Raw genomic sequence first — 21,343 nt, 5'->3', positions numbered from 1 at the left:
TACGGAGGGCGTATCATGAAAAGTAAAAAACGATTGAATAATGGTATCAATGTATACACAATTCAAGAAACTAAGTTTAATGAAGTGTATGCAACCGTTCGCGTTATTTTCCCTATGGAAAAAAGAACGAATACCATTGCCAATATATTAACAAGAATGATGGGAGATAGACTCCAATCAAATCCAACAAAACAATCCATTACAGCAAGACATGATGCATTATATGGTGCGAAGATGTCTGCTTTAACATATAGCTGTGGTATTTACCAAGTTATTGATTTAAGTGTTCGCACAATTTCACAACGATTTGTAGATGATAATCTCCAACAGGGTCAATTGGATCTTGTTGCAGATATGCTTTTTGAACCACTTTTAAATGAAGAAACATTCAATGAAGCAGTAAAAAATCTTAAACAAAGTCATATGAGAGTTAAAGAAAATACGAGTCAATATGCGATTACTGAATCGTTTAAGTATGTTGGCAAGGATCAAGTATTTGGGCTCTCAGCAATGGGTGAACTACAAGATATTGAAACAATTAGTTTGGATGATGTGAAAGCATTTCATGCATTGTGTGTTTCCAAATTTGCTAAAGAAATTTATGTCGCGGGTGATTTCCAAAACGAGTTAAATTATACAGCGTTTGAGAGCGCACAATCTGAAGAAATAGAAATTGCTCAATCGTTTACTAAAATTGCGAACGGATATCATGAAGTTCACCATCAAGGATCTCAAACTGAGCTTGTCTTGTTATATGAAACGGATATCGTTCCAGGTCATGACTTATATTATGCATACCTTGTAATGGTTGCCTATCTTGGTCAATTACCATCATCATTACTATTTCAAAATGTAAGAGAAAAACACAGTCTTTGTTATTCAATCTATGCAGCTCGTCATATTTTTGATGGTGTGATGTATATTTCAACTGGTATAAATGACAAAAATATTGATAAAGCTATCCAGTTAATTCAAGAGCAATTCACAATTATGAAGACTGAATCTTTAGACATCGAATCTGCAAAACAATATTTAATCTTGCAAATGGAAGGAACGAGTGAACATTTGAGAAGAATTGTTGATCATGAATTCAGAAACAACTTGATTCAACATGATGACTCAGTTGAAATGATTCAATCTGCTTTAAATGATGTAACTCAAGAAGAAGTTAAAGAAGTTCTGAATCATATTTCAGAAGGATTTATTTACGCATACCGAGGTGATGACCATGAATAAAATCGAAAATAAGTTTAATGAATCAGTTTATTCGTTTGTGACTGAAAGTGGACTTCAGGTTTATTTGGTTCATCGCCCAGGATTTAAACGTTCTTCAGCTGTTTATGGAACGCCTTTCGGTGCTTTAAACTTGAAGCAAGTTGTAGACGGCAAATCAGTAGAACATAAATCTGGAGTGGCTCACTTTTTAGAGCACAAGCTTTTTGAGGATGAAACAAAGGATGTTCTTAGTCAGTTTGCTGATATTGGAGCAAATGCGAATGCATTTACGTCCTACGATCAAACGATGTATTACTTCGGTCACAATGGAAGTATCGAAGAACCACTCAGACTCCTCATTCAATTTGTAAGTAAGTTCTCAGTAACAGCTGATAGTGTTGAGAAGGAAAAAGGGATTATTGTTGAAGAATTAAAGATGTATGAACAAATGCCGGACATGCGTTTATTAATGGAAACATATCGCAATATCTTCCATACGTATCCTTTCATCTATGATATTGCTGGTACAGAAGAAAGTGTAAGAAGCACAACTTTAGAGGATTTACGACAAGCTTACGAGTTAAATTACTCCGATCAAAGAATGTGTCTTGTTGTAGTTAGCCCTGAAGAACCTGAAGTGCTCGAAACGATTATTCGTGAGGAGTGTCTGTCACATCCACTTAAAGATGTAACGATCGAAAATGTATTTGAAGATGAACCGAATACAGTTGCGAATGCATATCGTGAGATTGAAGATATTGTTGAACAACCTAAAATGAGTTTGGCATATAAATTCCCTTACGAAGGACAAGATCGTTTGAAAGATGAATTCATTATCCGAATGATTCTTGAAATGAATTTCTCGGAAATGTGCGATGATTATCAAGCTTGGTTGGATGCTGGTATTATCAGTAATGGATATGGTTATGATATTGACTTACGTGATGGTATGGGTGTTCTCTTCTTCATGAATGAAGGGGACAAGCCTCAAGAATTCGAAGCATTGATTGATGGTATCATGAATAATCTGGTACTGGATGAAGTGATGTTTAATCAATTACTGAAACGATATTACGGTGAGATGATCATGGCGCTTGCGAAATTTGATGACCTAGCAATTACGATTGCACGAGCACACTTCGATGGGGTTAATTATTTTGATTATCTTGAGATGGTTAAAAACCTTAAATTTGAAGATCTTGAAGCTTGCTTGAAATACTTTGAGAAAAAAGACAAAACATTTTTACTGATGAAAAACGCTGAATAATAGCGATTAAAAGGCAATTACTACCGTTGGTGATAGTTGCCTTTTCTTTAGCTTGCTTTCGTGAAATATTGGCGTATACTACTGGGTATAAGGGGGATTGGATGAATTTTATTCAATTGGTGGGGACTGTATCCAAAATGCCTGAACAAAGGCCGGAGAGTACAGCTCGCAATTATTCTGAAATGACCTTAGCAGTTACTTCAAATTTTAGAGAAGCAACCGGTCAATTTAGAACGGATGATTTTCGTATTTGTTTATGGCGGGGTATCAGTGATACCATAGCTGAGTCCATTAAGTTGGGAGATTTGTTGGCGATTAAAGGACGGGTAGAGGTCTTTGAGGGTCAATACATCGTAATCGCTGAACATATTGAGTTCTTACATCACAAGTAGTATCTTTGTGATGTTTTTTTTTGTATAATTAGACTAGGTGATAAAATGAAACAGTACTTAGAAATGTGTCAATTTGTTTTAGAAAAGGGTCAAGATCGTGCGGATCGTACCGGTACAGGAACGCGCGGTGTTTTTGGCTATCAGACTCGCTTTGATTTAAGCGAAGGATTTCCTTTATTAACAACCAAGAAAGTTCACTTTCCTTCTTTAGCGAAAGAGCTTTTATGGTTTGTCAGTGGTGACACAAATATTAAGTGGCTTGTTGACAACAAGGTAAGAATATGGAATGAGTGGCCGTATCAAACGTATACTCAGTCTGAAGCTTACCAAGGAGAAACCTTAGAGGAGTTTGTTGATAAGATTCGTAGTGACGCGCAGTTTGCCCAAGAACATGGTGATCTTGGACCTGTATACGGGAAACAATGGCGTGACTTTGAAGGTATAGATCAGTTAGAGAAGGTTGTCGATTCAATTCGAAACAACCCGTTTTCAAGACGTCATATTGTGAGCGCTTGGAATCCTTCTCAAGTTGATGACATGGCCTTACCTCCTTGTCATGCATTTATGCAATTTTATGTAAGTACCGACGGAAAACTCTCACTGCAGTTATACCAACGCAGTGCTGATTTATTCTTAGGAGTACCTTTTAATATTGCTTCTTATGCATTGCTGACTCATATGGTAGCGAAGGTATGTGACTTAGAGGTAGGGGAGTTTGTTCATACTTTTGGAGATCTTCACATTTACAATGACCACCGTGATGCAATTCAGACACAATTGGCACGCGATCCACGTCCCTTGCCAACACTTGTAATTCATGGTAATCAAAAAGAAATCACTGATTTTAAATTCGAGGATTTTGAAATCATTGGTTACGATCCCCATCCGCTTATTAAGGCTAAGGTAAGTGTCTAATGATTGTACTTATTGCAGCCATGAATCAACATAAGACAATTGGTCTTGATGGAAGTATGCCTTGGCGTAATCCAGAAGATCTGAAGCACTTTAGAGAAACAACGCTTAATCATACAGTTGTCATGGGAAGGAAAACATTTGAAGGCCTTCCAAAACATCTTGATCAACGAGATATGAGAATTGTGACTCGTAATAAGGATTATCCAAATCGGATTGAGGATTTTGAAGAATTTCTAAACAATGCACAAAATTCTGAGGAAATCATTTATATCGCAGGAGGAGGAGAAATCTATCGTCAAAGTTTACCGTACGCTCATCGGTTGGTACTCTCATACATCGATAACGATGTCATCGGCGATACGTTTTTTCCGGATTTTTCAATGGATGAGTTTACGATCGTAAGTCGTAGTGAAAAAGAAACATTTTTACAGATAACTTATGAAAGGATAGTGTAAATTATGACTATTGTAGAAATTATTGAAAAGAAAAGAGATTCGAAAGAACTTACTCAAGCTGAGATTAAGTTTTGGATTGAGGGTGTTACCGATGGTTCTATTAAAGAATATCAAACCAGTGCACTCTTAATGGCAATTGTGTTGAATGGTATGAGTGTTGATGAAACCGCATATCTAACGGATGCAATGCTTCATAGTGGGGATGTTATTGATTTGAGTTCAATTGTTGGAAAGAAAGTCGATAAACATTCAACCGGAGGTGTTGGTGATAAAACCACCATTATTCTAAGTCCAATTGTTGCTGCTGCAGGTGCAAAAGTTGCGAAAATGAGTGGACGAGGATTGGGCCATACCGGTGGAACACTTGATAAATTAGAATCCATTCCTGGATACAATATCGAATTAACTCAAGATGAATTTATTAAACAAGTAAATGATATTAATGTTGCTGTTGTTGGACAAACAGGAAATCTTGTTTATGCTGATAAAGTTTTATATGGACTTCGTGATGTTACGGGTACAGTTAATGCTGTTCCATTAATCGCTTCTTCGATAATGTCCAAAAAATTAGCTGGGGGCGCAGACTGTATTCTTCTTGATGTTAAATACGGTGAGGGTGCATTCATGAAAACAATTGATGATGCACGTGTTTTAGCTCAAACAATGATTGATATCGGTGATAAATTGGGTCGCGAAGTGAATGCAATGCTTTCAAACATGAACCAACCTCTGGGTAATTCAATTGGAAACGCACTAGAAGTTCGTGAAGCAATCGAAACATTAAATAATAAAGGTCCTAAAGATCTTGAAGAATTGTGTGTGGTTGCTGCAGGATACATGCTTGCTCAAGCAGGTCTTGTTAGTGACAAAGATGCTGGTTATGATTTAGCATTAGAAACACTTAGAAGTGGTGCTGCTTATGAATGCTTCCTTAAATGGATTGCCGCTCAAGGTGGCGATGTAACGGTATTTGATGATCTCGATGCCTTTACACATGCAGCTTATGTCCGCGAAGTATCTTTAGAATCTGAGGGTATTGTACAAGACTTAAGAGCAATGGAATTAGGAATTGTTTCCATGCACTTAGGAGCAGGCCGTCAAACAAAAGAAGACAGCATTGATTACAAAGCTGGAATTGTATTAAGAAAAGATGTCGGTGATCGTGTTCAAACAAATGATGTTGTCGCAACATTATACAGTTCAAACCCAATTACTGATGAACATGTGAAAGCATGTCAAGAATGCTTTATTCTTGGAGATAAAGAAATTTCAAAACCAAGTCTTATTGCAGATGTGTTATAATTTCGGATAGGTGATATGAATGAATTTTGAGATTTCGTTAGAACAGTTTAATGGCCCACTCGACTTAATGTTACATTTGATCAAGGATAAAAAACTTGATCTTTTTGACTTGGACATTGTTGAACTTGCCGATCAGTACATTGCGTTCATCAATAATGCACGTGATTCTAAATTAGAAATTGCGAGTGAGTATCTTAGTGAACTTGCTGGTTTAATCGAATTTAAAAGTAAGAAACTTTTACCACGTGATAAAAGCGAACTCGAAACAGAGGATTTGGAGGATGATGAAAATGATCTTGTCCGAAGACTGTTGGAGTATCAACGCTATAAAGAAGTAAGTCTCGAACTTGCTCAAAGGTATGAAGAGCGGTCCTTGCAATATAGCAAGCCATTCTCGGCGGGTCTATTCAAACAAATTAAACGAGAACTCAATGAAACAATTTCATACGATCAAACACCGTATGATTTAATGAATGCTATGATTAAAGTCATGGAACGGTTTCGAATTCAGAATCCGCAAGATGTTTCATTGCAACGCGTTGAGTTATCTGTGGATGATGTGATTGACGACTTAAGAAACAAATTTCTAAATCGTGAAGTTTACACATTAACTGATGTTTTAAATTCTTCGCGTTCGATGCAACACCTCTTGGTTAACTTTTTGGCCATTCTTGATATGTTAAGAATGGGTGAATTGTTGGTTAGCTACCAAGGTGAAGAAGTATATCTGAAAGGGGCTCTATCATGACAAATATTGCAATACTCGAAGGCATTCTCTTCGCATTTGGTGATGAAGGTGTCGATTTTGAACAGTTAAAATTAGCACTTAATCTTGAAGAAGAATCTCTAACACAACTACTAGAAGAATACAAAGAACTTCTAAATGAGGATAACCGCGGCTTTGAATTAGCAAACTTTGGTGGAAGCTACAAATTAGTAACCAAATCACATTTGCATGAGATTATTGCTGATATGTTTGAATTCAATAAAACACGTCAACTTTCTCAAGCGGCATTGGAAACACTTGCTATCATTGCCTACAAGCAGCCCGTCACACGACTTGAAATTGAAGAAATTCGTGGCGTAAATAGTGATATGATGTGTCGTCGTCTTGAAGCGCTTGATCTTATTCGCGAATGCGGACGTGCTGAAACTATTGGAAAACCTATTTTATATGAAGTAACCAATTCATTCATGGATGTATTCAAACTCACGACTTTAAAAGAATTGCCAGAAATTAAATTAGAAATGTTGGAAGAAAAAAATGAACTCTTTAAATGATACAATACGACTACAAAAATTTATTGCAATGACCGGCTACTGCTCACGTCGTAAAGCAGAGGAACTTATTCAAGCGGGAAAAGTTACGGTTAACGGCAAAAAGGTAACCGAACAAGGGGTCCAGGTTGCTTATAACGATAATGTTAAAGTTAATGGAAAACAGATTGTAATCGAACAACAAAATGTTTATTACCTCTTGAATAAACCTAAGGGAGTCGTATCAACGGCTGCGGATGAGAAAGATCGTCAATCTGTTGTGAACTTAGTTCCAGGTCGTTTTCGTGTTTTCCCAGTAGGACGTTTAGACCGTGAAACGACAGGAGCAATTATCCTGACAAATGATGGCTCTTTTGCAAACTATATGACACATCCTAAATTTGATATGAACAAACAATATCGTGTTAGTGTTGACGGTCGATTGACCCTAGACATCTCACAAAAACTCGCTGAAGGAATTACGATTGAGGGAGTTCACTATCAAGGTGTCGAAATAAGCGCAGTAAAATATGATCCTAAAAAGAATCGTACGCGTTTTAACATCACGCTTCACGAAGGTAAAAACCGTCAAATTCGTAAAATATTTGCTCATTTCAATCTTCCAGTATTAAAATTACACCGATTCGCAATTGGTCCAATTACTGTAGAAGAACTTCAAATTGGACAATATCGTGAATTGAAACCATTCGAAGTTAAGAAGTTATTGTTAACTGCAAAGGGTGAGATTTAATGCAACAGTTTTTTGTAGAAAAGTTGGAAGCGCCGTTCTTAGACTCAAAACAGTTTCAACAATGTCAAAAAGTACTTCGAATGCGTAGAGGAGATCAAATACGAATTGTGGATCTTGAAGGCAAGGGTATTCTTGCTGAATTTGTTGACGATGGTGCATCACTGTTAAGAGAAATTGAACCCTTAACATGGGCACCGAAACAACATAAGCTAAGATTAATTGCTTCTCTAATTCGAACTGAAAGACTAGAGTGGATGATTCAAAAAGCTTGTGAGTGTGGTGTTGACGAAATTATCTTACTACAAGCAGAGCGTTGTGTTGTTCGTGATTTTGGAAAACGTGAAGATCGTAAGATGGAGCGACTCAATCTGATTGCTAAGGAAGCGTGCGAACAATCCTATCGACAATATCCTGTTTCAGTAAAAGGAATTGCAACGATTCAGGATTTAGAACAGTTTAAATCAGAACAAAACATATATGCTGACTTGGGTAATCATGAACATATCGTGAATGCTATTGATATGGATTGTAAGAGCCTGTCGGTAATTGTTGGACCAGAAGGTGGTTTCAGCGATAAAGAAAGAAGTTTTTTCAATCAAAATGAATGGCAGTGTGTTTCTCTTGGTAATCAAGTATTTAGAGCAGAAACAGCAAGTATGTTCGTATGTAATATGGTATCGGTCTGTGAGGTGGTACGATGAAGTGGTTACATAAATATCATAAACAATCACGTTCTAAAGATGTGTTGAAACACTATAAAACGTTAAATCAAACTTATAAGTTAGGATACGACTGTAAGAAAGAGTATGATCTCTTAATGTTATCGGTATTCGATACAGGGCTTAAAACGAAGCAACAATTCGAAACAGGATTTGAAACTACTCGTAATCATCAATTTGATATGTGGGAAAATCTAAGTTTCAATGAGCGTAATTTTCTGTTGAAATGTGATCTCGCACCGATGAAATCAAAACTACCTTCATTTATTTTTGAGGAAGAAACTATCTATATTCCTTTCTTTGATAAGTTAATGAACGGACTTTATAATCGTGAAACGGCTATTCTAGAATTACCACAATTCTTTAAGTTATATAATGATTTCACTACGAAAATGGTTCCACTAGATACATATCAAGACTTAGTTCTTACTGCAAATATGTCGGATGCTCGATACCTAGCACGTAAGGAAAAAACACTCATACTCTTTAATGAGTCATTAAATGTATTCTATCGTGTTGAGGATAAGCAATGTGAAACATTTCCTATCAGAACAGATGTGTCATTAGATTCCAATGATGTGATGAATCTTGCTAGAGCATTATTGAACGACGATGTAATCTTTATTGATATCTTGATTGATAAAGAGTGGCTCAAACCTAAATGTATCAAAAAAATTCAAAAAGACAGACGTAAAGAAGAAAAGAAATCGAGGAAATAGTATGAAACTCAGCAAATTCGTAAAATGTGATTGTGATGTTGAAATTGAACATCTTATCTTAGATTCAAGAGATAAAAAAGAAAATGGTATGTTCTTTTGTCTTGAAGGTCTGACGGTTGATGGCCATCAATTTGCAAAGCAAGCTATTGATAATGGTGCAGTAGCAATCGTACATTCAAAACCTCTTGAAAAAAGAGAAGGCGTGCAGTATCTATTAGTGGATGATGTTATGACTGAGTTACATCGCATCACCAATATTTTCTATGACTACCCATCCGAAAAAATGTATGTATATAGCATTACAGGAACAAATGGTAAAAGTACTACCATGAAAACAGTTCGAAATATCTTAGAACGATTCGGTGTTAAATCGGGATATATTGGGACAATTTCTGTAGAGTATAATGATCACAAGTTCGCACCGAGTTTAACTACACCTGATATTGTTGAGTTACAATCTTATCTTCGTGATATGGTAGATGAAGGGATTGAAGAGGTTTGTCTTGAAATTTCAAGTCAAGGACTGGCACTTAGACGTGTAGAATCAATTGATTTTGATTGCGCTTCATTCACAAATCTTAGCCATGATCATCTTGATTACCATAAAACAATGGAAAATTACTTCGAAGCTAAGAAGATGTTATTTGACAATCTTAAACCAGAAGGATTTAATGTAATTAATGCAGATGATCCATATGGACAACGTTTATTAGCACAAGATTATAATAATGTTGTTACTTATGGAATTGATACACCTGCAACTTATATGGCGAAAGATATTGTACTCCATGATAAGTCAACCGAGTTTACACTGATTTATGATGGTAAAGAATATCCTGTGGTAACATCATTTGTGGCGAAATTTAATGTCTATAATATGTTGGGAGTCATTGCTATCTTGCACATGAGAGGTTATGACTTGGAACGTATTATCCCTGAACTAAAAGATATTGAACACGTTGATGGTCGTCAGACTATCGTAGAGGCAGGTCAACCCTTCAAAGTGTTTGTAGACTTTGGTCATGCTCCAGATAGTATGAAAAATGTTTATGAATTTGTGCGTACTGTTACGCCAAAAGGTAACCGACTCATTACCGTATTTGGTGCAGCGGGTGCACGAGATCACTTAAAACGTCCGATAATGGGTGAAGTAAGTTCAACGCTATGTGATCATGTTATTATTACCGAACATGATAATCGAAATGAGATAGTTGAAGAAATTACACAAGACATTATTGCAGGGATGCCAAATGATAATTATGAATTTGTTCCCATTCGAACAGATGCAATCCGAAAAGCACTTACAATGGCACAACCTAATGATTCAGTTGTAATCATTGGGAAAGGTGAAGAAAAATTCATCTATAGAGATTATGGTAAAGAGGTTTGGATGGGCGATGAAGTTTGCGCCACAGAAATATTAAATGAACTATATGGAGGAAAAGAAAATGAAAATCAATAAATTAATCGATCACACATTATTAAAACCAGATGCAACGGAAGCACAAATTCGTACACTTTGCGAAGAAGCAAAACAATACGACTTTATGTCAGTATGTATTAATCCAGGATTTGTGGCTCTTAGCCATGAATTGCTTAAAGATTCAGATGTTAAAGTTTGTACAGTTGTGGGATTCCCATTAGGAGCAACAACAACAGCTACAAAGTTATTTGAAACTCAAGACGCTCTTAAAAATGGTGCAGATGAAGTTGATATGGTTATCAATATTTCGGCATTAAAAGACAAAAAGTATGATTTTGTTCAAGAAGAAATTCGCGTCCTAAAAGAGGCAGTTGGATCTAAAGTGCTTAAAGTTATTATTGAAGCATGTCTTCTAACCGACGAAGAAATCGCAAAAGTTAGTGAACTTGCGGTTGCTGCAGGTGCTGATTTCGTTAAGACATCAACAGGATTCTCAACAGGTGGAGCTACAGTCAAAGATGTTAAAATCATGAAAGATACTGTGAAAGACCGTGCGCAAGTTAAAGCATCGGGTGGTGTTCGTTCTATTGAAGACGTAAATGCACTCGTTGAAGCTGGAGCAACACGTATCGGAGCATCTTCAGGCGTCGCAATCATGGAAGGTCAAAAATCAGATTCAAATTACTAAGATTACTATAAAACCTCTTCGAAAGAAGCGGTTTTTCTTTTGCATTATGAAGTTTCAATGAATTGTGGTTGGATAATATAGACCAGCAAAGTGTAGTTAGTGTATGATGATTTTATTGGAGGTTTTATTATGAGTGATATTGAAATTAAACAACCCTCGATGAAATTCATCGAGACACAAGCATTAATTAAGAAGATTGAAGCGAAGATTGGTATGCCAATGATTGTTTATTGGAATTCATTTAACGGGGCAGTATGTCAAAATGATGTTCAAGCCTTCTATAAGCTCTTTAAAGACGTTGGCAATATTGATAAAGTGGCTATCTTTATTAAGTCAGATGGTGGTGACACGGTTGCCTCACTGCGAATTGTTAATGTGATTCGTAATTATGCTGAAAATGTCAACGCCCTGATTCCATTGGAATGTGCATCGGCAGCAACTCTAATTGCGTTGGGTGCTGATAAAATATCAATGGGTCCATTGGCTTATCTTACACCGATTGACTCATCCAAACGTCATCAACTATCTCCCATTGATCCTGTTACAAATGCTAAAGTCTCTGTTTCTCAAGATGAAATTCAAAGGCTTGAACGACTTTGGGAAGAAAATGCTCCAGAAGATTCTGTTCACCATTACCAAGAACTTTATAAGTATATCCACCCGATTATCTTGGGTTCACTTGACCGATCGAGTTCACTATCAATTCGCGTGGCGGACAGCATTTTAGCCTACCACAACCACAATAAAGAAGAAAGAGAACGTATCAGTACGAAATTAAATAGTGAATATCCTGCACATTCATTCCCAATTATGCTTCGTGAAGCGCAAGAATTAGGATTGAACGTGGACAAACTCGATACTGAGGTGCACGATCTCTTACTCGAACTCAATGATCTTTACTCAGAAATGGGAAATAAAGCATTTACTGACTTTGATGAATTTAACTATCATGATAATCAAATTCTAAATATTTTAGAAGCTCGAGATACACAACTCTATTATCAAAATGATAAGGATTGGTCTTACATCAAGGAAGAACGTCGTTGGCAAGTCCTCAATGACAATAGCTACTGGTATACCATCACTGAAGATGAACAAGGGCTCGTTAAAGAAATTCTTTACATTTCTTAATGAATTTATTGAATCTTGTAACTTTCTGGATTGAAAGGAAGGTGGATCATGAATATCCATACTGAAATGATGAAGCCAAGTCCTCTTAAAAAAGGAGATCGCATTGCTATCGTAAGTCTGTCTAGCGGTATTTTGGGAGAGCCTTTTTGTAAGCATCAAGTTGAGTTAGGAATCGAAAGACTTGAAAAGTTGGGCTTAATTCCTGTCTTTATGAATAATAGTCTTCGTGGTGTTTCGTATCTTGAAGAACATCCTGAGGCTCGAGCTCAAGATCTTATCCAAGCTTTTTCTGATCGAACGATTAAAGGAGTACTTTGCGCGATAGGTGGTATTGATACCTATCGTACAATACCTTACTTGATGAATGAGGACTTTAAACAGCTGATTATCGACAATCCTAAGATATTTACGGGGTTTTCGGATACAACCAACAACCACTTTATGTTCCATAAACTTGGCATGGTTTCTTTCTATGGACCAAACTTTTTAAATGATATCGCAGAACTGGATGATGAAATGTTAGCTTATACATTAAATGAGTTTCGGAGATTTTTCGGAAGTACATTTCCTTATCAAATTGAATCGAGTGATAGATGGTACGAGGAAAGAAAACAATTTGATTCCTCACAGCTAGGGACTCCTCGAGTAAGTCACAGTGAGCTGCGTGGTTATGATTTAATCCGTGGTGAAGGGATTGTTGAGGGGAAACTATTTGGAGGATGTTTGGAGAGCATTACTAACATGTTTATTGGTGATGAACGTTATCAGAATATTCCAAGTATCATTGGTAGATTTGACTTAATACCACATCAGAATGAATTATCAGAGATGATATTATTTCTTGAAACAAGCGAAGTAAAGGCGACTCCAGAGCAATTCGAATCAATGATTGATGTATTGATAGAAAATGAGTTCCTCACATCGGTAAAAATGATCCTACTTGGTAAACCTCAAGATGAAGTTTTCTACTCTGAGTATCGCACAATTCTTGAACAAAAAAATGCCTTGAAGGATATTCCTGTTATTTTTAATTTTAATTTTGGACATAGTTATCCTAGAACATTGATTCCGTATGGAATACAAGCGAGATTTAACTGTTCTACACTTAAATTTGAAATCGTTGAATCGTATTTTAGTAGTGAATAAATAGCCTATAAATCGTTATTTATGGCTTGATTTATAAAAAGGGCTTTTAAGTTCGTATTATTATCACTTATTCCTAAAATATTGCTTGATTTTGATATGTGAAGTGGTATAATAATCTTGCTTGCATCAGAAGGGAGGTCAGTTATGTCTAGAGTAGTAGTCAAAGAGAACGAAGGTTTGGATGACGCATTACGCCGTTTCAAACGTCAAGTATCTCGTAATGGTACCCTTGCTGAGGCTCGCAAAAGAGAGTTTTATGTTAAACCAGGCGTCCGTCGTAAAATGAAGTCGGAAGCAGCAAGAAAAGCACGTCGTAAAAAACGTAAATAAGATATCAAAGAAGCATTCGTGCTTCTTTTTTTATGATATGATAGACCTATATCAAGGAGGAAATGATTTGGCTCGTCAAACAATTAATCTATTAGAACATGATGTTTCACTTCAAAATTTAGTTGGAGTTGAAAATAAAATCATTCGTGATATTGAAACTTTTTATCGTATTGATATTAACCTCTCTAATAATTCTCTGGAACTTGTTGGAGATGAAGAAGCCGTATCTGAAGCAAAAGAATTAATTAACTTGTTAGTTTTAATGTTGGAAAAATATGGTCATGTAGATGTTGAAGATATGGACTATCTGAGAGACATTATTCGTCGTGGGAAACAAGAACGATTTGTAGAAATGCTTGATGAAGTATTTACGCGTTCATTCTCTGGGAAACCAATTCGTCCTAAAACATTAGGTCAAAAGAAATTTATCGATGAAATTAGAAGTCATGATTTAACATTTGCTGTAGGCCCTGCAGGAACGGGTAAAACGTATCTTGCTGTTTGTTATGCAGTTGATCTTCTAAAAAAAGGTGAGATTCAAAAGATTATTCTTACGCGTCCTGCTGTAGAGGCCGGTGAAAATCTAGGGTTTCTTCCTGGAGATCTCAAAGAAAAGGTAGACCCTTACTTAAGACCACTCTATGATGCGCTTGATGATATGTTATCAGCTGAAAGAGTACAACGATACATTGAGAAAGGTATCATTGAAATTGCACCACTTGCCTATATGCGAGGCCGTACACTTGATGATGCCGTTGTAATCTTAGATGAGGCTCAAAACACAACAAAGGCACAGATGATGATGTTCTTGTCACGACTTGGACGTAATTCTAAAATGATTGTGACTGGAGATGTTGATCAAATTGATTTACCTCGACATCAACAATCGGGTCTGAAAGTAGCTCAAGAGTACTTATCAGATATTCCTGAAATTAGTTTTGTTAATCTAGCACACTCTGATGTTGTGCGCCATCCACTTGTTATTAAGATATTGAAAAAATTTGCGGAGGGAGATCGAAATGAAAAAGATACTCATAATTGAGGATGAAGAAGGAATTCGTCGTCTACTGCGTTATGATTTAAGACAAATGAACTTCGAAGTTGATTCTGCAAAAGATGGCAAGGAAGGCATGTCATTAGCACTTGCTAATTCTTATGATGTTATTATTGTTGACTGGATGTTACCATTTTATTCAGGTATTGAACTTGTTGAGACATTCCGCGAGAAAAAAATTGATTCTATCTTAATTATGCTTACTGCAAAAGATGAAGAAACTGATATTTTGGAAGCATTTGAAGCTGGAGTCGATGATTATCTTACGAAACCATTTTCACCTCGTGAATTGTCAGCGCGTATAAATGCGCATTTGCGACGTGCTAAGAGTCCAAACTCGGAACATACTATCGAAGTGGAAGATGTCATTGTACAGCTCGATAAGCACCGTGTAACGATAGACAATGAAGAAATCGAACTCACTAAGAAAGAATTTGATTTATTAGTCTATCTATTACAAAACGTCGACATTGTGTTATCTCGTGATCAGATTCTGTCTGAAATATGGAATTTTGATTATGATGGTGATACACGCATCGTTGATGTTCATGTTTTTAAATTAAGAAATAAATTAGAAAATTCTAATGTCAAAATTAGCTCATTGAGAGGGGTAGGGTACGTTGCAAAACGAAAATAGAAGCATACAGATGGTCATATTCTTTATTCTGTCTGTACTCGCGTTGGTATTTCAAACACCATTCACAATTTTTCTATTAATATTTGGACAGATTGCTATTTGGGTTTTTAATCACTATCGAAATAAAGATCATATTAAATCAATTAAGAACACGGCAAAACAGGAAACTAAAGTAGCCAATGTTAGGGCAGACGAAGCTTACGATAATCTTGTTAAGTTAATCAATGCGATACCGTCACCATTAGTTTATATTAATCAAAAAGGTGACTTTGAAGTCAGTAATCAATACTTTAATTCTCTAATTAAGGTAGATGCTGAATCGGTTTACGATATTGATATCGATACGGTTATACGACAAACGCTCTTGGATGCGTTCTTAAATGAACGTCAATTCGTTAAGCAATTAAATTATCGCGGTATTGATTTCCAAGTATTATCAATTCCATTAATGGTAGAAGGAAATCGATACAATGGATGCATGTTGATTTTCCAAGATATTACACGTGTCCTTGAAGGGGAAAAGATGCAAAAAAGATTTATTGCGGATGCATCACACGAACTTCGAACACCGATTGCTTCAATTAAAGGGATGATTGAAATCATGAATCGGTCAAACTTTAATGACGAAGAGACACGTACTGAGTTTAATCTTCAAATTGAGAAAGAGGCAAATCGACTTGAACATATGGTTGAAGATTTATTACTTCAATCGCGACTGAAGTCAAAACAAGTATATCTTGAGAAAACTCGATTTAACTTGAAACAGTTCTTTGATAGTATTGTTTACGAAAAACGCCAAGCACTTTATCATGCGAAAATTGAAACAATTATTAATTGTCCCGAAGATTTAGTTGTCTATGCAGATCAATTTAGACTGACACAAGTCTTCACGAATCTTATTAACAATGCCATAAACTACGCGCCCGATGGTACAATTGAAATCACTGCAATTGATAACAAAGATCGTGTAATTATTGAATTTAAGGATAATGGTATGGGAATTAAAGAAGAAATGATTCCTCATATCTTTGAGAGATTTTATCGTGGTGAAGGTGATCGGAGCCGAGAAAAAGGTGGAAGTGGTCTGGGATTGGCAATTTCTAAGTCTATTATTGAAGCTCATGGTGGTTCCATCCGAGTTGAAAGTGAATATCAAAAGGGTTCTAGCTTTATTATTGAACTTAAGACAGATGCTTAACATCTGTCTTTTTTTATAACTAAGACTTTATCATAAATTAATATATTTCACGTTGATTCCTTAGTATTTAATATGAATTGGTATGGACCTTTACAAAAACAGGATGTTATAAGCGTTAATATGAATTAATTAACATAGAATTAACAATTCTTTAGTTTTAAATTAATACTTGAATTGTATGATACCTGTGCAGATGAAGATAACTGCAAAGGAGAAAACCATGAAAAAAGTATTTGCGGTCTTATTAGCACTCTTCGTTTTAGTTGGTTGTGGTCAAAAATCAGGAACAGGGGATGCAAAACAAATCAAGGTCTATACTCGTGATGGATCATCCGGGACACGTGAAGCATTTGAAAGTATTATTAAACTCGAAGCACTGACAAACAATAGTGCGGAAACATCATCGAATGGTGATATGGCTAAGCAAGTTGGTGCGAGTCCTGCTGGAATCGGATATGTTTCATTAACAACTGATTTTGAAGCAAATGGTATCTTACCAATGGCTTATGAAGGTGTAAAACCAACCATTGAAACAGTAAACAATGGAACCTATAAACTAGCACGTCCATTCAGCTATGTTACCCGTGCACAAGGTGATTTTGGTAATGATAGTAAAGAACAACTTATCGTAGCGTTCCTAGACTATCTCACAAACTCAACTGAAGGATTACAAGTTGTCTTAGCAGCTGGGGGAATTGTTGATACAAGTAAAGGGAAACCTTGGTCAGAGCTTAAAGTAAATCATCCAATCGTTGAACAAGATAATTCTTCAATCACAATTAAAACAGGAGGATCTACTTCAGTAGAGAAAACTCTAAAAGCTGCAGTCGAACAATTTATTCCTCTTGCTGGTAACTTCAAATGGGAACCCAATCATACAGGTTCTGGGGATGGCGCAAAGCGTACAATCGGATCTGAAAAAGAAGGTGCAAACAGTATCGACATTGGATTTGCATCACGTAGTTTCAAAGATGATGAAAAAGTAAGCGAAGGAATGGCTACAGGAGTTTATGCTCAAGATGCAGTAGTCGTTGTTGTTCATAAAGACAACAAAGATTTTACAAACTTTACAGCAAAACAACTCGTAGAAATATTTGGCGGAACAGCAAAAAACTGGAGTGACGTCAAGTAAGCTTAGCATACGCTAAGCTTTTCGCATGAAGAAAGGATTAAGTTTATGAATGAACAGTGGTCAAGTGGTTATCAGAAGCGAAAAAAAATCGTTGATATAATCTTTAGAAGTATTTTTAAATTAGCGGGAATTCTCGCTGCCTCCATGATTGTATTTATCTTCATATTTATCGTTAAAAAGGGGATTTCAGTATTCTTGCCATCTTATGGTCCAGATCAAGTTGATTTGTGGCAATTTCTAACCGGTTTTGTTTGGAGAAATGACCAGCATATCTATGGTGTGTTATTTATTGTAATCAATACTTTAATAACAGCTTTCTTTGCAATGTTAATTGCATTTCCTGTCGGAACATTAACAGCTTTATTTATTGTGAAAATAGCACCTAAACCATTGGATAAAGTTTTAACGACAGTTATCGAATTGCTCGCAGCGATACCATCGGTTGTTTACGGGGTATTTGCATCTGGGATTATCGTTTCATGGGTTGATGGCCTTGCGGCAACGTTTAATTACACAACATTTGGTGGTCGTTCCATGCTTGCGGTTGTTATCTTGTTAGCAATTATGGTTTTACCAACAATGACTTCATTATCCATCGTTGCGATTAAAGCAGTAGACCACAATTTAGAACTTGGTTCTCTTGCTTTAGGAGCCTCAGAAACTCAAACAAACTTTAAGGTTGTTCTTACTTCAGCTAAATCAGGTATCTTTGCTGGACTTATTTTAGGACTAGCTAGGGCTTTTGGAGAAGCCACAGCGGTATCGATGGTGGCTGGTAATAAATCATTGGGTCCAACTTGGAATCCCTTTGATATTACGAGAACACTTACATCTACGATGTTATCAGGGCTTAAAGAAACAACGGGAGTCGATTATGACGTTCGATTCTCAGTAGGGATTGTACTTATGGTAACCATCCTAATTTCCAACTTTGCTATTCATAAGTTGAAGAAGAAAGTGGGGGCTGAAGGACAATGACAAGAAAACGTAAAATTAAAGACGGTATTGCGAAATTCTTTACGTATCTCGCATCTTCCTTCTCGTTAATTGTTTTAGTTGCTATTTTTGCTTTTGTATTCGTAAAAGGTAAAGATACATTAAGTATTGATATGTTACGTAACGATTACTGGTCACAAAATTATCTTGTTGAATGGAGTGAGGCCCCTCAGGGTAAATTCGAAAAACCTGAGTCACTCGGTGATGACGTATACTTTAGTCATAAATTTGGAATTGGATTTAAAGATGTCATCAGTCATGAAAAACAAAGACTGATTGTTGTAGACTATATTGATGCCAAGTCGCCTTTCAATGAATCTGTAAATGCGTCAAAAGGACCAAATTACGGTGAAAAATTGACTATATCTGTCGGAGATCAAGTTGAAAAACTTGAAGGAACTAATGAAACAGGAACGCCTATGTTTGGTGGTGCAATCTTCAGTGATAAATCCGAGTCGCTAGCGATGAAGCTAGACTTCATGGATCATGTTGACTCCTTGTACTTTAAAACACCAGGAGGAGGAATCTGGGGCTCGTTACTGGCTACGTTAATGTTGATTGGTTTATCACTACTATTTGCTTTACCATTGGGAATTTTCGCAGCTGTTTATTTAAATGAAATTGCTGTTCCTAATAAGATGAATAAACTCATTGAACGTTGCATCGAAATGTTGGCAGGTGTCCCAAGTATTATCTTTGGTCTAATGGGAATTGCTGTACTCTACCCAATAACAGCAATGCTGGGAATTGACGGGTTAAGTATTTTACTTGGATCAATGACAATGGCTATTATTCTCTTGCCAGTAATCATTCGATCAGTTCAAGAGTCTCTGATTGTTGTTCCTACAGGCTATCGTATGTCGAGCCTTTCTTTGGGTGCTACTCAAACTCAAACTATCTTCAAGATCATCTTACCTTCCGCATTGCCAGGTATTTTATCGGCAGTTCTACTTGCGGTAAGTAGAGTTATTGGAGAATCTGCTGCTCTTATTTACACGATGGGAACATTTATCAATGATGCTCCGCAAATTGGTAAAGGTGCAACAACGCTTGCTGTTCACATCTGGGCAGTTATGAGTGCAGAACAACCAAATTTCGAGTTAGCATCTGCCATTTCGTTAATTATTTTAGCAATTGTGTTAATATTAAATATATCAGTGAAGTTGTTTACCAAACGACTCAGTAAGAAGTTAGGAGCTTAATATGAATAGTTTTGAAGTCAGTAATGCAGATTTATATTATGGCGATCATCAAGCCTTAAAAAATATAAATATGAATATAAAAAATCGTAAAGTCACCGCTTTTATTGGACCATCTGGTTGCGGTAAATCAACATTTCTAAGATGTTTTAATCGAATGAATGATTTAATTCCTTCATGTCGTATTGAGGGAACCTTCAATTTCAATGGAACAAACATCTATAGTAGTAAAACTGATGTTGTAGAACTAAGAACAAACGTCGGAATGGTTTTTCAACAACCAAACCCATTCCCAATGAGTATTTATGATAACGTTGCTTATGGCCTACGTTGTCAAGGTGTTAAAGATAAGAAGATTTTAGATGAGGTTGTGAAAGAGTCGCTTCAAAAAGCTGCACTTTATGAAGAAGTGAAAGACCGTTTGAATGCTTCTGCATTACGCCTATCTGGTGGACAACAACAACGTCTCTGTATTGCGCGTGCCATTGCTCTTAAACCGGAAGTAATTTTGATGGATGAACCTACTTCAGCATTGGATCCAATCGCTACCGCTAAAATTGAAGAATTAATTGTGGAATTGAAAAAGGACTTCACAATCGTTATCGTTACTCACTCCATGCAACAAGCAGCACGTATCTCTGATATGACAGCATTCTTCTTGCTGGGTGAAGTTATTGAGTATGAAGAAACCAAAAAACTATTCCACACACCAAAAGATAAACGAACCGAAGATTATATTACAGGTCGTTTCGGATAAGGAGGAACTCTATGAGAATCGAAGAAAGAATGGAAGAATACCAAGAAGAAATCTTGGATATGGCGAATCGTGTTCGTAAATCAATGGACATGGCTATTAAAGCATTAATTTCAGGTGATAAAGAGTTAGCATTAGAAGTTATTGAACGTGATGATCACATTAACTATGCTGATGAGAGTATCAATGACAGTGCGGTTGAAATTCTCTCGCTAATGCAACCTGTTGCGAAAGATTTGCGTTGGTTAATAGGTGGCATAAAAATTGCTTCAGACTTAGAACGTATCGGTGATTATTCAAAAAACATTGGTCGTTTTGTTATCAAAAATGATTATCTTGAAACACCTTATGATGAAGAGATTGAGGAAATCGGAAATCTCTTCTTAGAGAACTTTGACGCTGTTGTAGGTGTCTTAAAGAGTCAAGATGTGAAGCAAGCTTATATTGCTGCAGAACTTGATGATCGTCTTGATGATGCATTCAAACGTATTATGAATCGGTTCGCTGATGATACTGATGCAGCACATCGTTTCCCACTTGCCACAACGGGCATTTTAAGAAATATTGAACGAGCAGGGGACCATTCGAAAAATATCTGTGAACAGGTGATTTATATTGTAAAGGGTCAACACATTGATTTTGGGTAAGATTAAACGTCACGAT

The 21,343-nt window shown here is 36.4% G+C and carries 24 protein-coding genes; all 24 read left to right on the top strand.

The features are described 5' to 3' along the window. Window positions 1-15: 15 nt before the first annotated feature. The 24 genes from H9L01_RS08820 (at window position 16) to phoU (ending at window position 21,327) form a co-directional block, all read left to right on the top strand. Window positions 16-1,236: a M16 family metallopeptidase gene (locus H9L01_RS08820; protein WP_187533593.1), complete on the top strand. Its 1,221-nt coding sequence runs from the start codon at window positions 16-18 to the stop codon at window positions 1,234-1,236. Then, complete coding sequence (gene yfmH / locus H9L01_RS08815) at window positions 1,229-2,482, top strand: EF-P 5-aminopentanol modification-associated protein YfmH (protein WP_187533592.1); 1,254 nt, start codon at window positions 1,229-1,231, stop codon at window positions 2,480-2,482. The genes H9L01_RS08820 and yfmH overlap by 8 nt, the downstream gene beginning before the upstream one ends. A gap of 101 nt (window positions 2,483-2,583) precedes the next feature. Further along, window positions 2,584-2,874, top strand: coding sequence for a single-stranded DNA-binding protein (locus H9L01_RS08810; RefSeq protein WP_187533591.1), 291 nt, complete (start codon window positions 2,584-2,586; stop codon window positions 2,872-2,874). Between the two features lie 45 nt (window positions 2,875-2,919). Then, on the top strand, window positions 2,920-3,789 hold the full coding sequence (gene thyA / locus H9L01_RS08805; protein WP_187533590.1) for a thymidylate synthase: 870 nt from the start codon (window positions 2,920-2,922) through the stop codon (window positions 3,787-3,789). Next, complete coding sequence (locus H9L01_RS08800) at window positions 3,789-4,244, top strand: dihydrofolate reductase (RefSeq protein ID WP_187533589.1); 456 nt, start codon at window positions 3,789-3,791, stop codon at window positions 4,242-4,244. The genes thyA and H9L01_RS08800 overlap by 1 nt, the downstream gene beginning before the upstream one ends. Window positions 4,245-4,247: 3 nt before the next feature. After that, window positions 4,248-5,546, top strand: a complete 1,299-nt coding sequence (locus H9L01_RS08795) for a pyrimidine-nucleoside phosphorylase (protein ID WP_187533588.1) — start codon at window positions 4,248-4,250, stop codon at window positions 5,544-5,546. A gap of 19 nt (window positions 5,547-5,565) precedes the next feature. Beyond that, entirely contained in the window at window positions 5,566-6,294 is a 729-nt protein-coding gene (locus tag H9L01_RS08790; RefSeq protein ID WP_187533587.1) for a segregation/condensation protein A, read from the top strand. Further along, window positions 6,291-6,827, top strand: a complete 537-nt coding sequence (gene scpB, locus H9L01_RS08785) for an SMC-Scp complex subunit ScpB (RefSeq protein WP_187533586.1) — start codon at window positions 6,291-6,293, stop codon at window positions 6,825-6,827. Before H9L01_RS08790 ends, scpB begins: the two co-directional genes overlap by 4 nt. After that, complete coding sequence (locus H9L01_RS08780) at window positions 6,811-7,554, top strand: pseudouridine synthase (RefSeq protein WP_187533585.1); 744 nt, start codon at window positions 6,811-6,813, stop codon at window positions 7,552-7,554. Before scpB ends, H9L01_RS08780 begins: the two co-directional genes overlap by 17 nt. After that, complete coding sequence (locus H9L01_RS08775; protein WP_187533584.1) at window positions 7,554-8,255, top strand: RsmE family RNA methyltransferase; 702 nt, start codon at window positions 7,554-7,556, stop codon at window positions 8,253-8,255. Before H9L01_RS08780 ends, H9L01_RS08775 begins: the two co-directional genes overlap by 1 nt. Then, window positions 8,252-8,992 carry a hypothetical protein gene (locus tag H9L01_RS08770; protein WP_187533583.1) on the top strand — a complete coding sequence of 247 codons (741 nt, stop codon included), beginning with the start codon at window positions 8,252-8,254 and terminating at the stop codon, window positions 8,990-8,992. Before H9L01_RS08775 ends, H9L01_RS08770 begins: the two co-directional genes overlap by 4 nt. 1 nt (window position 8,993) lies before the next feature. Further along, complete coding sequence (locus H9L01_RS08765; protein WP_187533582.1) at window positions 8,994-10,454, top strand: UDP-N-acetylmuramoyl-L-alanyl-D-glutamate--2,6-diaminopimelate ligase; 1,461 nt, start codon at window positions 8,994-8,996, stop codon at window positions 10,452-10,454. Beyond that, on the top strand, window positions 10,441-11,103 hold the full coding sequence (gene deoC, locus H9L01_RS08760; protein WP_187533581.1) for a deoxyribose-phosphate aldolase: 663 nt from the start codon (window positions 10,441-10,443) through the stop codon (window positions 11,101-11,103). The genes H9L01_RS08765 and deoC overlap by 14 nt, the downstream gene beginning before the upstream one ends. A 129-nt stretch (window positions 11,104-11,232) precedes the next feature. Then, on the top strand, window positions 11,233-12,234 hold the full coding sequence (locus tag H9L01_RS08755; RefSeq protein ID WP_187533580.1) for an SDH family Clp fold serine proteinase: 1,002 nt from the start codon (window positions 11,233-11,235) through the stop codon (window positions 12,232-12,234). Window positions 12,235-12,282: 48 nt separating this feature from the next. Continuing rightward, entirely contained in the window at window positions 12,283-13,380 is a 1,098-nt protein-coding gene (locus tag H9L01_RS08750; protein ID WP_223151019.1) for a S66 family peptidase, read from the top strand. Between the two features lie 144 nt (window positions 13,381-13,524). Further along, window positions 13,525-13,710 (top strand): 30S ribosomal protein S21, encoded by a 186-nt coding sequence (gene rpsU, locus H9L01_RS08745; protein ID WP_187533579.1) that lies wholly within the window; start codon window positions 13,525-13,527, stop codon window positions 13,708-13,710. A gap of 67 nt (window positions 13,711-13,777) precedes the next feature. Continuing rightward, the gene (locus tag H9L01_RS08740; RefSeq protein WP_246448984.1) at window positions 13,778-14,752 is read left to right on the top strand and encodes a PhoH family protein; all 975 of its coding nucleotides are present in this window, start codon (window positions 13,778-13,780) and stop codon (window positions 14,750-14,752) included. Further along, the gene (locus tag H9L01_RS08735; protein ID WP_187533577.1) at window positions 14,730-15,401 is read left to right on the top strand and encodes a response regulator transcription factor; all 672 of its coding nucleotides are present in this window, start codon (window positions 14,730-14,732) and stop codon (window positions 15,399-15,401) included. The genes H9L01_RS08740 and H9L01_RS08735 overlap by 23 nt, the downstream gene beginning before the upstream one ends. 10 nt (window positions 15,402-15,411) lie before the next feature. Beyond that, complete coding sequence (locus H9L01_RS08730) at window positions 15,412-16,599, top strand: sensor histidine kinase (protein WP_187533576.1); 1,188 nt, start codon at window positions 15,412-15,414, stop codon at window positions 16,597-16,599. Between the two features lie 220 nt (window positions 16,600-16,819). Next, a complete protein-coding gene (locus tag H9L01_RS08725) occupies window positions 16,820-17,731 on the top strand; it encodes a substrate-binding domain-containing protein (protein WP_187533575.1) in 912 nt (303 codons plus the stop codon). Between the two features lie 45 nt (window positions 17,732-17,776). Beyond that, window positions 17,777-18,709, top strand: a complete 933-nt coding sequence (gene pstC / locus H9L01_RS08720; protein WP_187533574.1) for a phosphate ABC transporter permease subunit PstC — start codon at window positions 17,777-17,779, stop codon at window positions 18,707-18,709. Next, window positions 18,706-19,929: a phosphate ABC transporter permease PstA gene (gene pstA / locus H9L01_RS08715; RefSeq protein WP_187533573.1), complete on the top strand. Its 1,224-nt coding sequence runs from the start codon at window positions 18,706-18,708 to the stop codon at window positions 19,927-19,929. The genes pstC and pstA overlap by 4 nt, the downstream gene beginning before the upstream one ends. A gap of 1 nt (window position 19,930) precedes the next feature. Next, window positions 19,931-20,683 (top strand): phosphate ABC transporter ATP-binding protein PstB, encoded by a 753-nt coding sequence (pstB, locus tag H9L01_RS08710; RefSeq protein ID WP_187533572.1) that lies wholly within the window; start codon window positions 19,931-19,933, stop codon window positions 20,681-20,683. A gap of 11 nt (window positions 20,684-20,694) precedes the next feature. Continuing rightward, on the top strand, window positions 20,695-21,327 hold the full coding sequence (gene phoU, locus H9L01_RS08705) for a phosphate signaling complex protein PhoU (protein WP_187533571.1): 633 nt from the start codon (window positions 20,695-20,697) through the stop codon (window positions 21,325-21,327). The last annotated feature ends 16 nt before the right edge of the window (window positions 21,328-21,343 follow it).

This window comes from Erysipelothrix inopinata, from assembly GCF_014396165.1.
Taxonomy (GTDB): Bacteria; Bacillota_I; Bacilli_A; order Erysipelotrichales; family Erysipelotrichaceae; genus Erysipelothrix; species Erysipelothrix inopinata.
Note: the sequence above shows the minus strand (reverse complement) of the source record. Positions and strands in the feature narration are given on the sequence as shown.

Coding starts and splice junctions, on each gene's coding strand:
- H9L01_RS08770 (WP_187533583.1), top strand. CDS start 8,252: ATGAAGTGGTTACATAAATATCATAAACAATCACGTTCTAAAGATGTG.
- H9L01_RS08765 (WP_187533582.1), top strand. CDS start 8,994: ATGAAACTCAGCAAATTCGTAAAATGTGATTGTGATGTTGAAATTGAA.
- H9L01_RS08820 (WP_187533593.1), top strand. CDS start 16: ATGAAAAGTAAAAAACGATTGAATAATGGTATCAATGTATACACAATT.
- scpB (WP_187533586.1), top strand. CDS start 6,291: ATGACAAATATTGCAATACTCGAAGGCATTCTCTTCGCATTTGGTGAT.
- H9L01_RS08730 (WP_187533576.1), top strand. CDS start 15,412: ATGGTCATATTCTTTATTCTGTCTGTACTCGCGTTGGTATTTCAAACA.
- H9L01_RS08775 (WP_187533584.1), top strand. CDS start 7,554: ATGCAACAGTTTTTTGTAGAAAAGTTGGAAGCGCCGTTCTTAGACTCA.
- H9L01_RS08800 (WP_187533589.1), top strand. CDS start 3,789: ATGATTGTACTTATTGCAGCCATGAATCAACATAAGACAATTGGTCTT.
- H9L01_RS08750 (WP_223151019.1), top strand. CDS start 12,283: ATGAATATCCATACTGAAATGATGAAGCCAAGTCCTCTTAAAAAAGGA.
- H9L01_RS08790 (WP_187533587.1), top strand. CDS start 5,566: ATGAATTTTGAGATTTCGTTAGAACAGTTTAATGGCCCACTCGACTTA.
- H9L01_RS08780 (WP_187533585.1), top strand. CDS start 6,811: ATGAACTCTTTAAATGATACAATACGACTACAAAAATTTATTGCAATG.
- rpsU (WP_187533579.1), top strand. CDS start 13,525: ATGTCTAGAGTAGTAGTCAAAGAGAACGAAGGTTTGGATGACGCATTA.
- H9L01_RS08755 (WP_187533580.1), top strand. CDS start 11,233: ATGAGTGATATTGAAATTAAACAACCCTCGATGAAATTCATCGAGACA.
- pstB (WP_187533572.1), top strand. CDS start 19,931: ATGAATAGTTTTGAAGTCAGTAATGCAGATTTATATTATGGCGATCAT.
- H9L01_RS08810 (WP_187533591.1), top strand. CDS start 2,584: ATGAATTTTATTCAATTGGTGGGGACTGTATCCAAAATGCCTGAACAA.
- H9L01_RS08795 (WP_187533588.1), top strand. CDS start 4,248: ATGACTATTGTAGAAATTATTGAAAAGAAAAGAGATTCGAAAGAACTT.
- H9L01_RS08735 (WP_187533577.1), top strand. CDS start 14,730: ATGAAAAAGATACTCATAATTGAGGATGAAGAAGGAATTCGTCGTCTA.
- phoU (WP_187533571.1), top strand. CDS start 20,695: ATGAGAATCGAAGAAAGAATGGAAGAATACCAAGAAGAAATCTTGGAT.
- H9L01_RS08725 (WP_187533575.1), top strand. CDS start 16,820: ATGAAAAAAGTATTTGCGGTCTTATTAGCACTCTTCGTTTTAGTTGGT.
- thyA (WP_187533590.1), top strand. CDS start 2,920: ATGAAACAGTACTTAGAAATGTGTCAATTTGTTTTAGAAAAGGGTCAA.
- pstA (WP_187533573.1), top strand. CDS start 18,706: ATGACAAGAAAACGTAAAATTAAAGACGGTATTGCGAAATTCTTTACG.
- deoC (WP_187533581.1), top strand. CDS start 10,441: ATGAAAATCAATAAATTAATCGATCACACATTATTAAAACCAGATGCA.
- pstC (WP_187533574.1), top strand. CDS start 17,777: ATGAATGAACAGTGGTCAAGTGGTTATCAGAAGCGAAAAAAAATCGTT.
- yfmH (WP_187533592.1), top strand. CDS start 1,229: ATGAATAAAATCGAAAATAAGTTTAATGAATCAGTTTATTCGTTTGTG.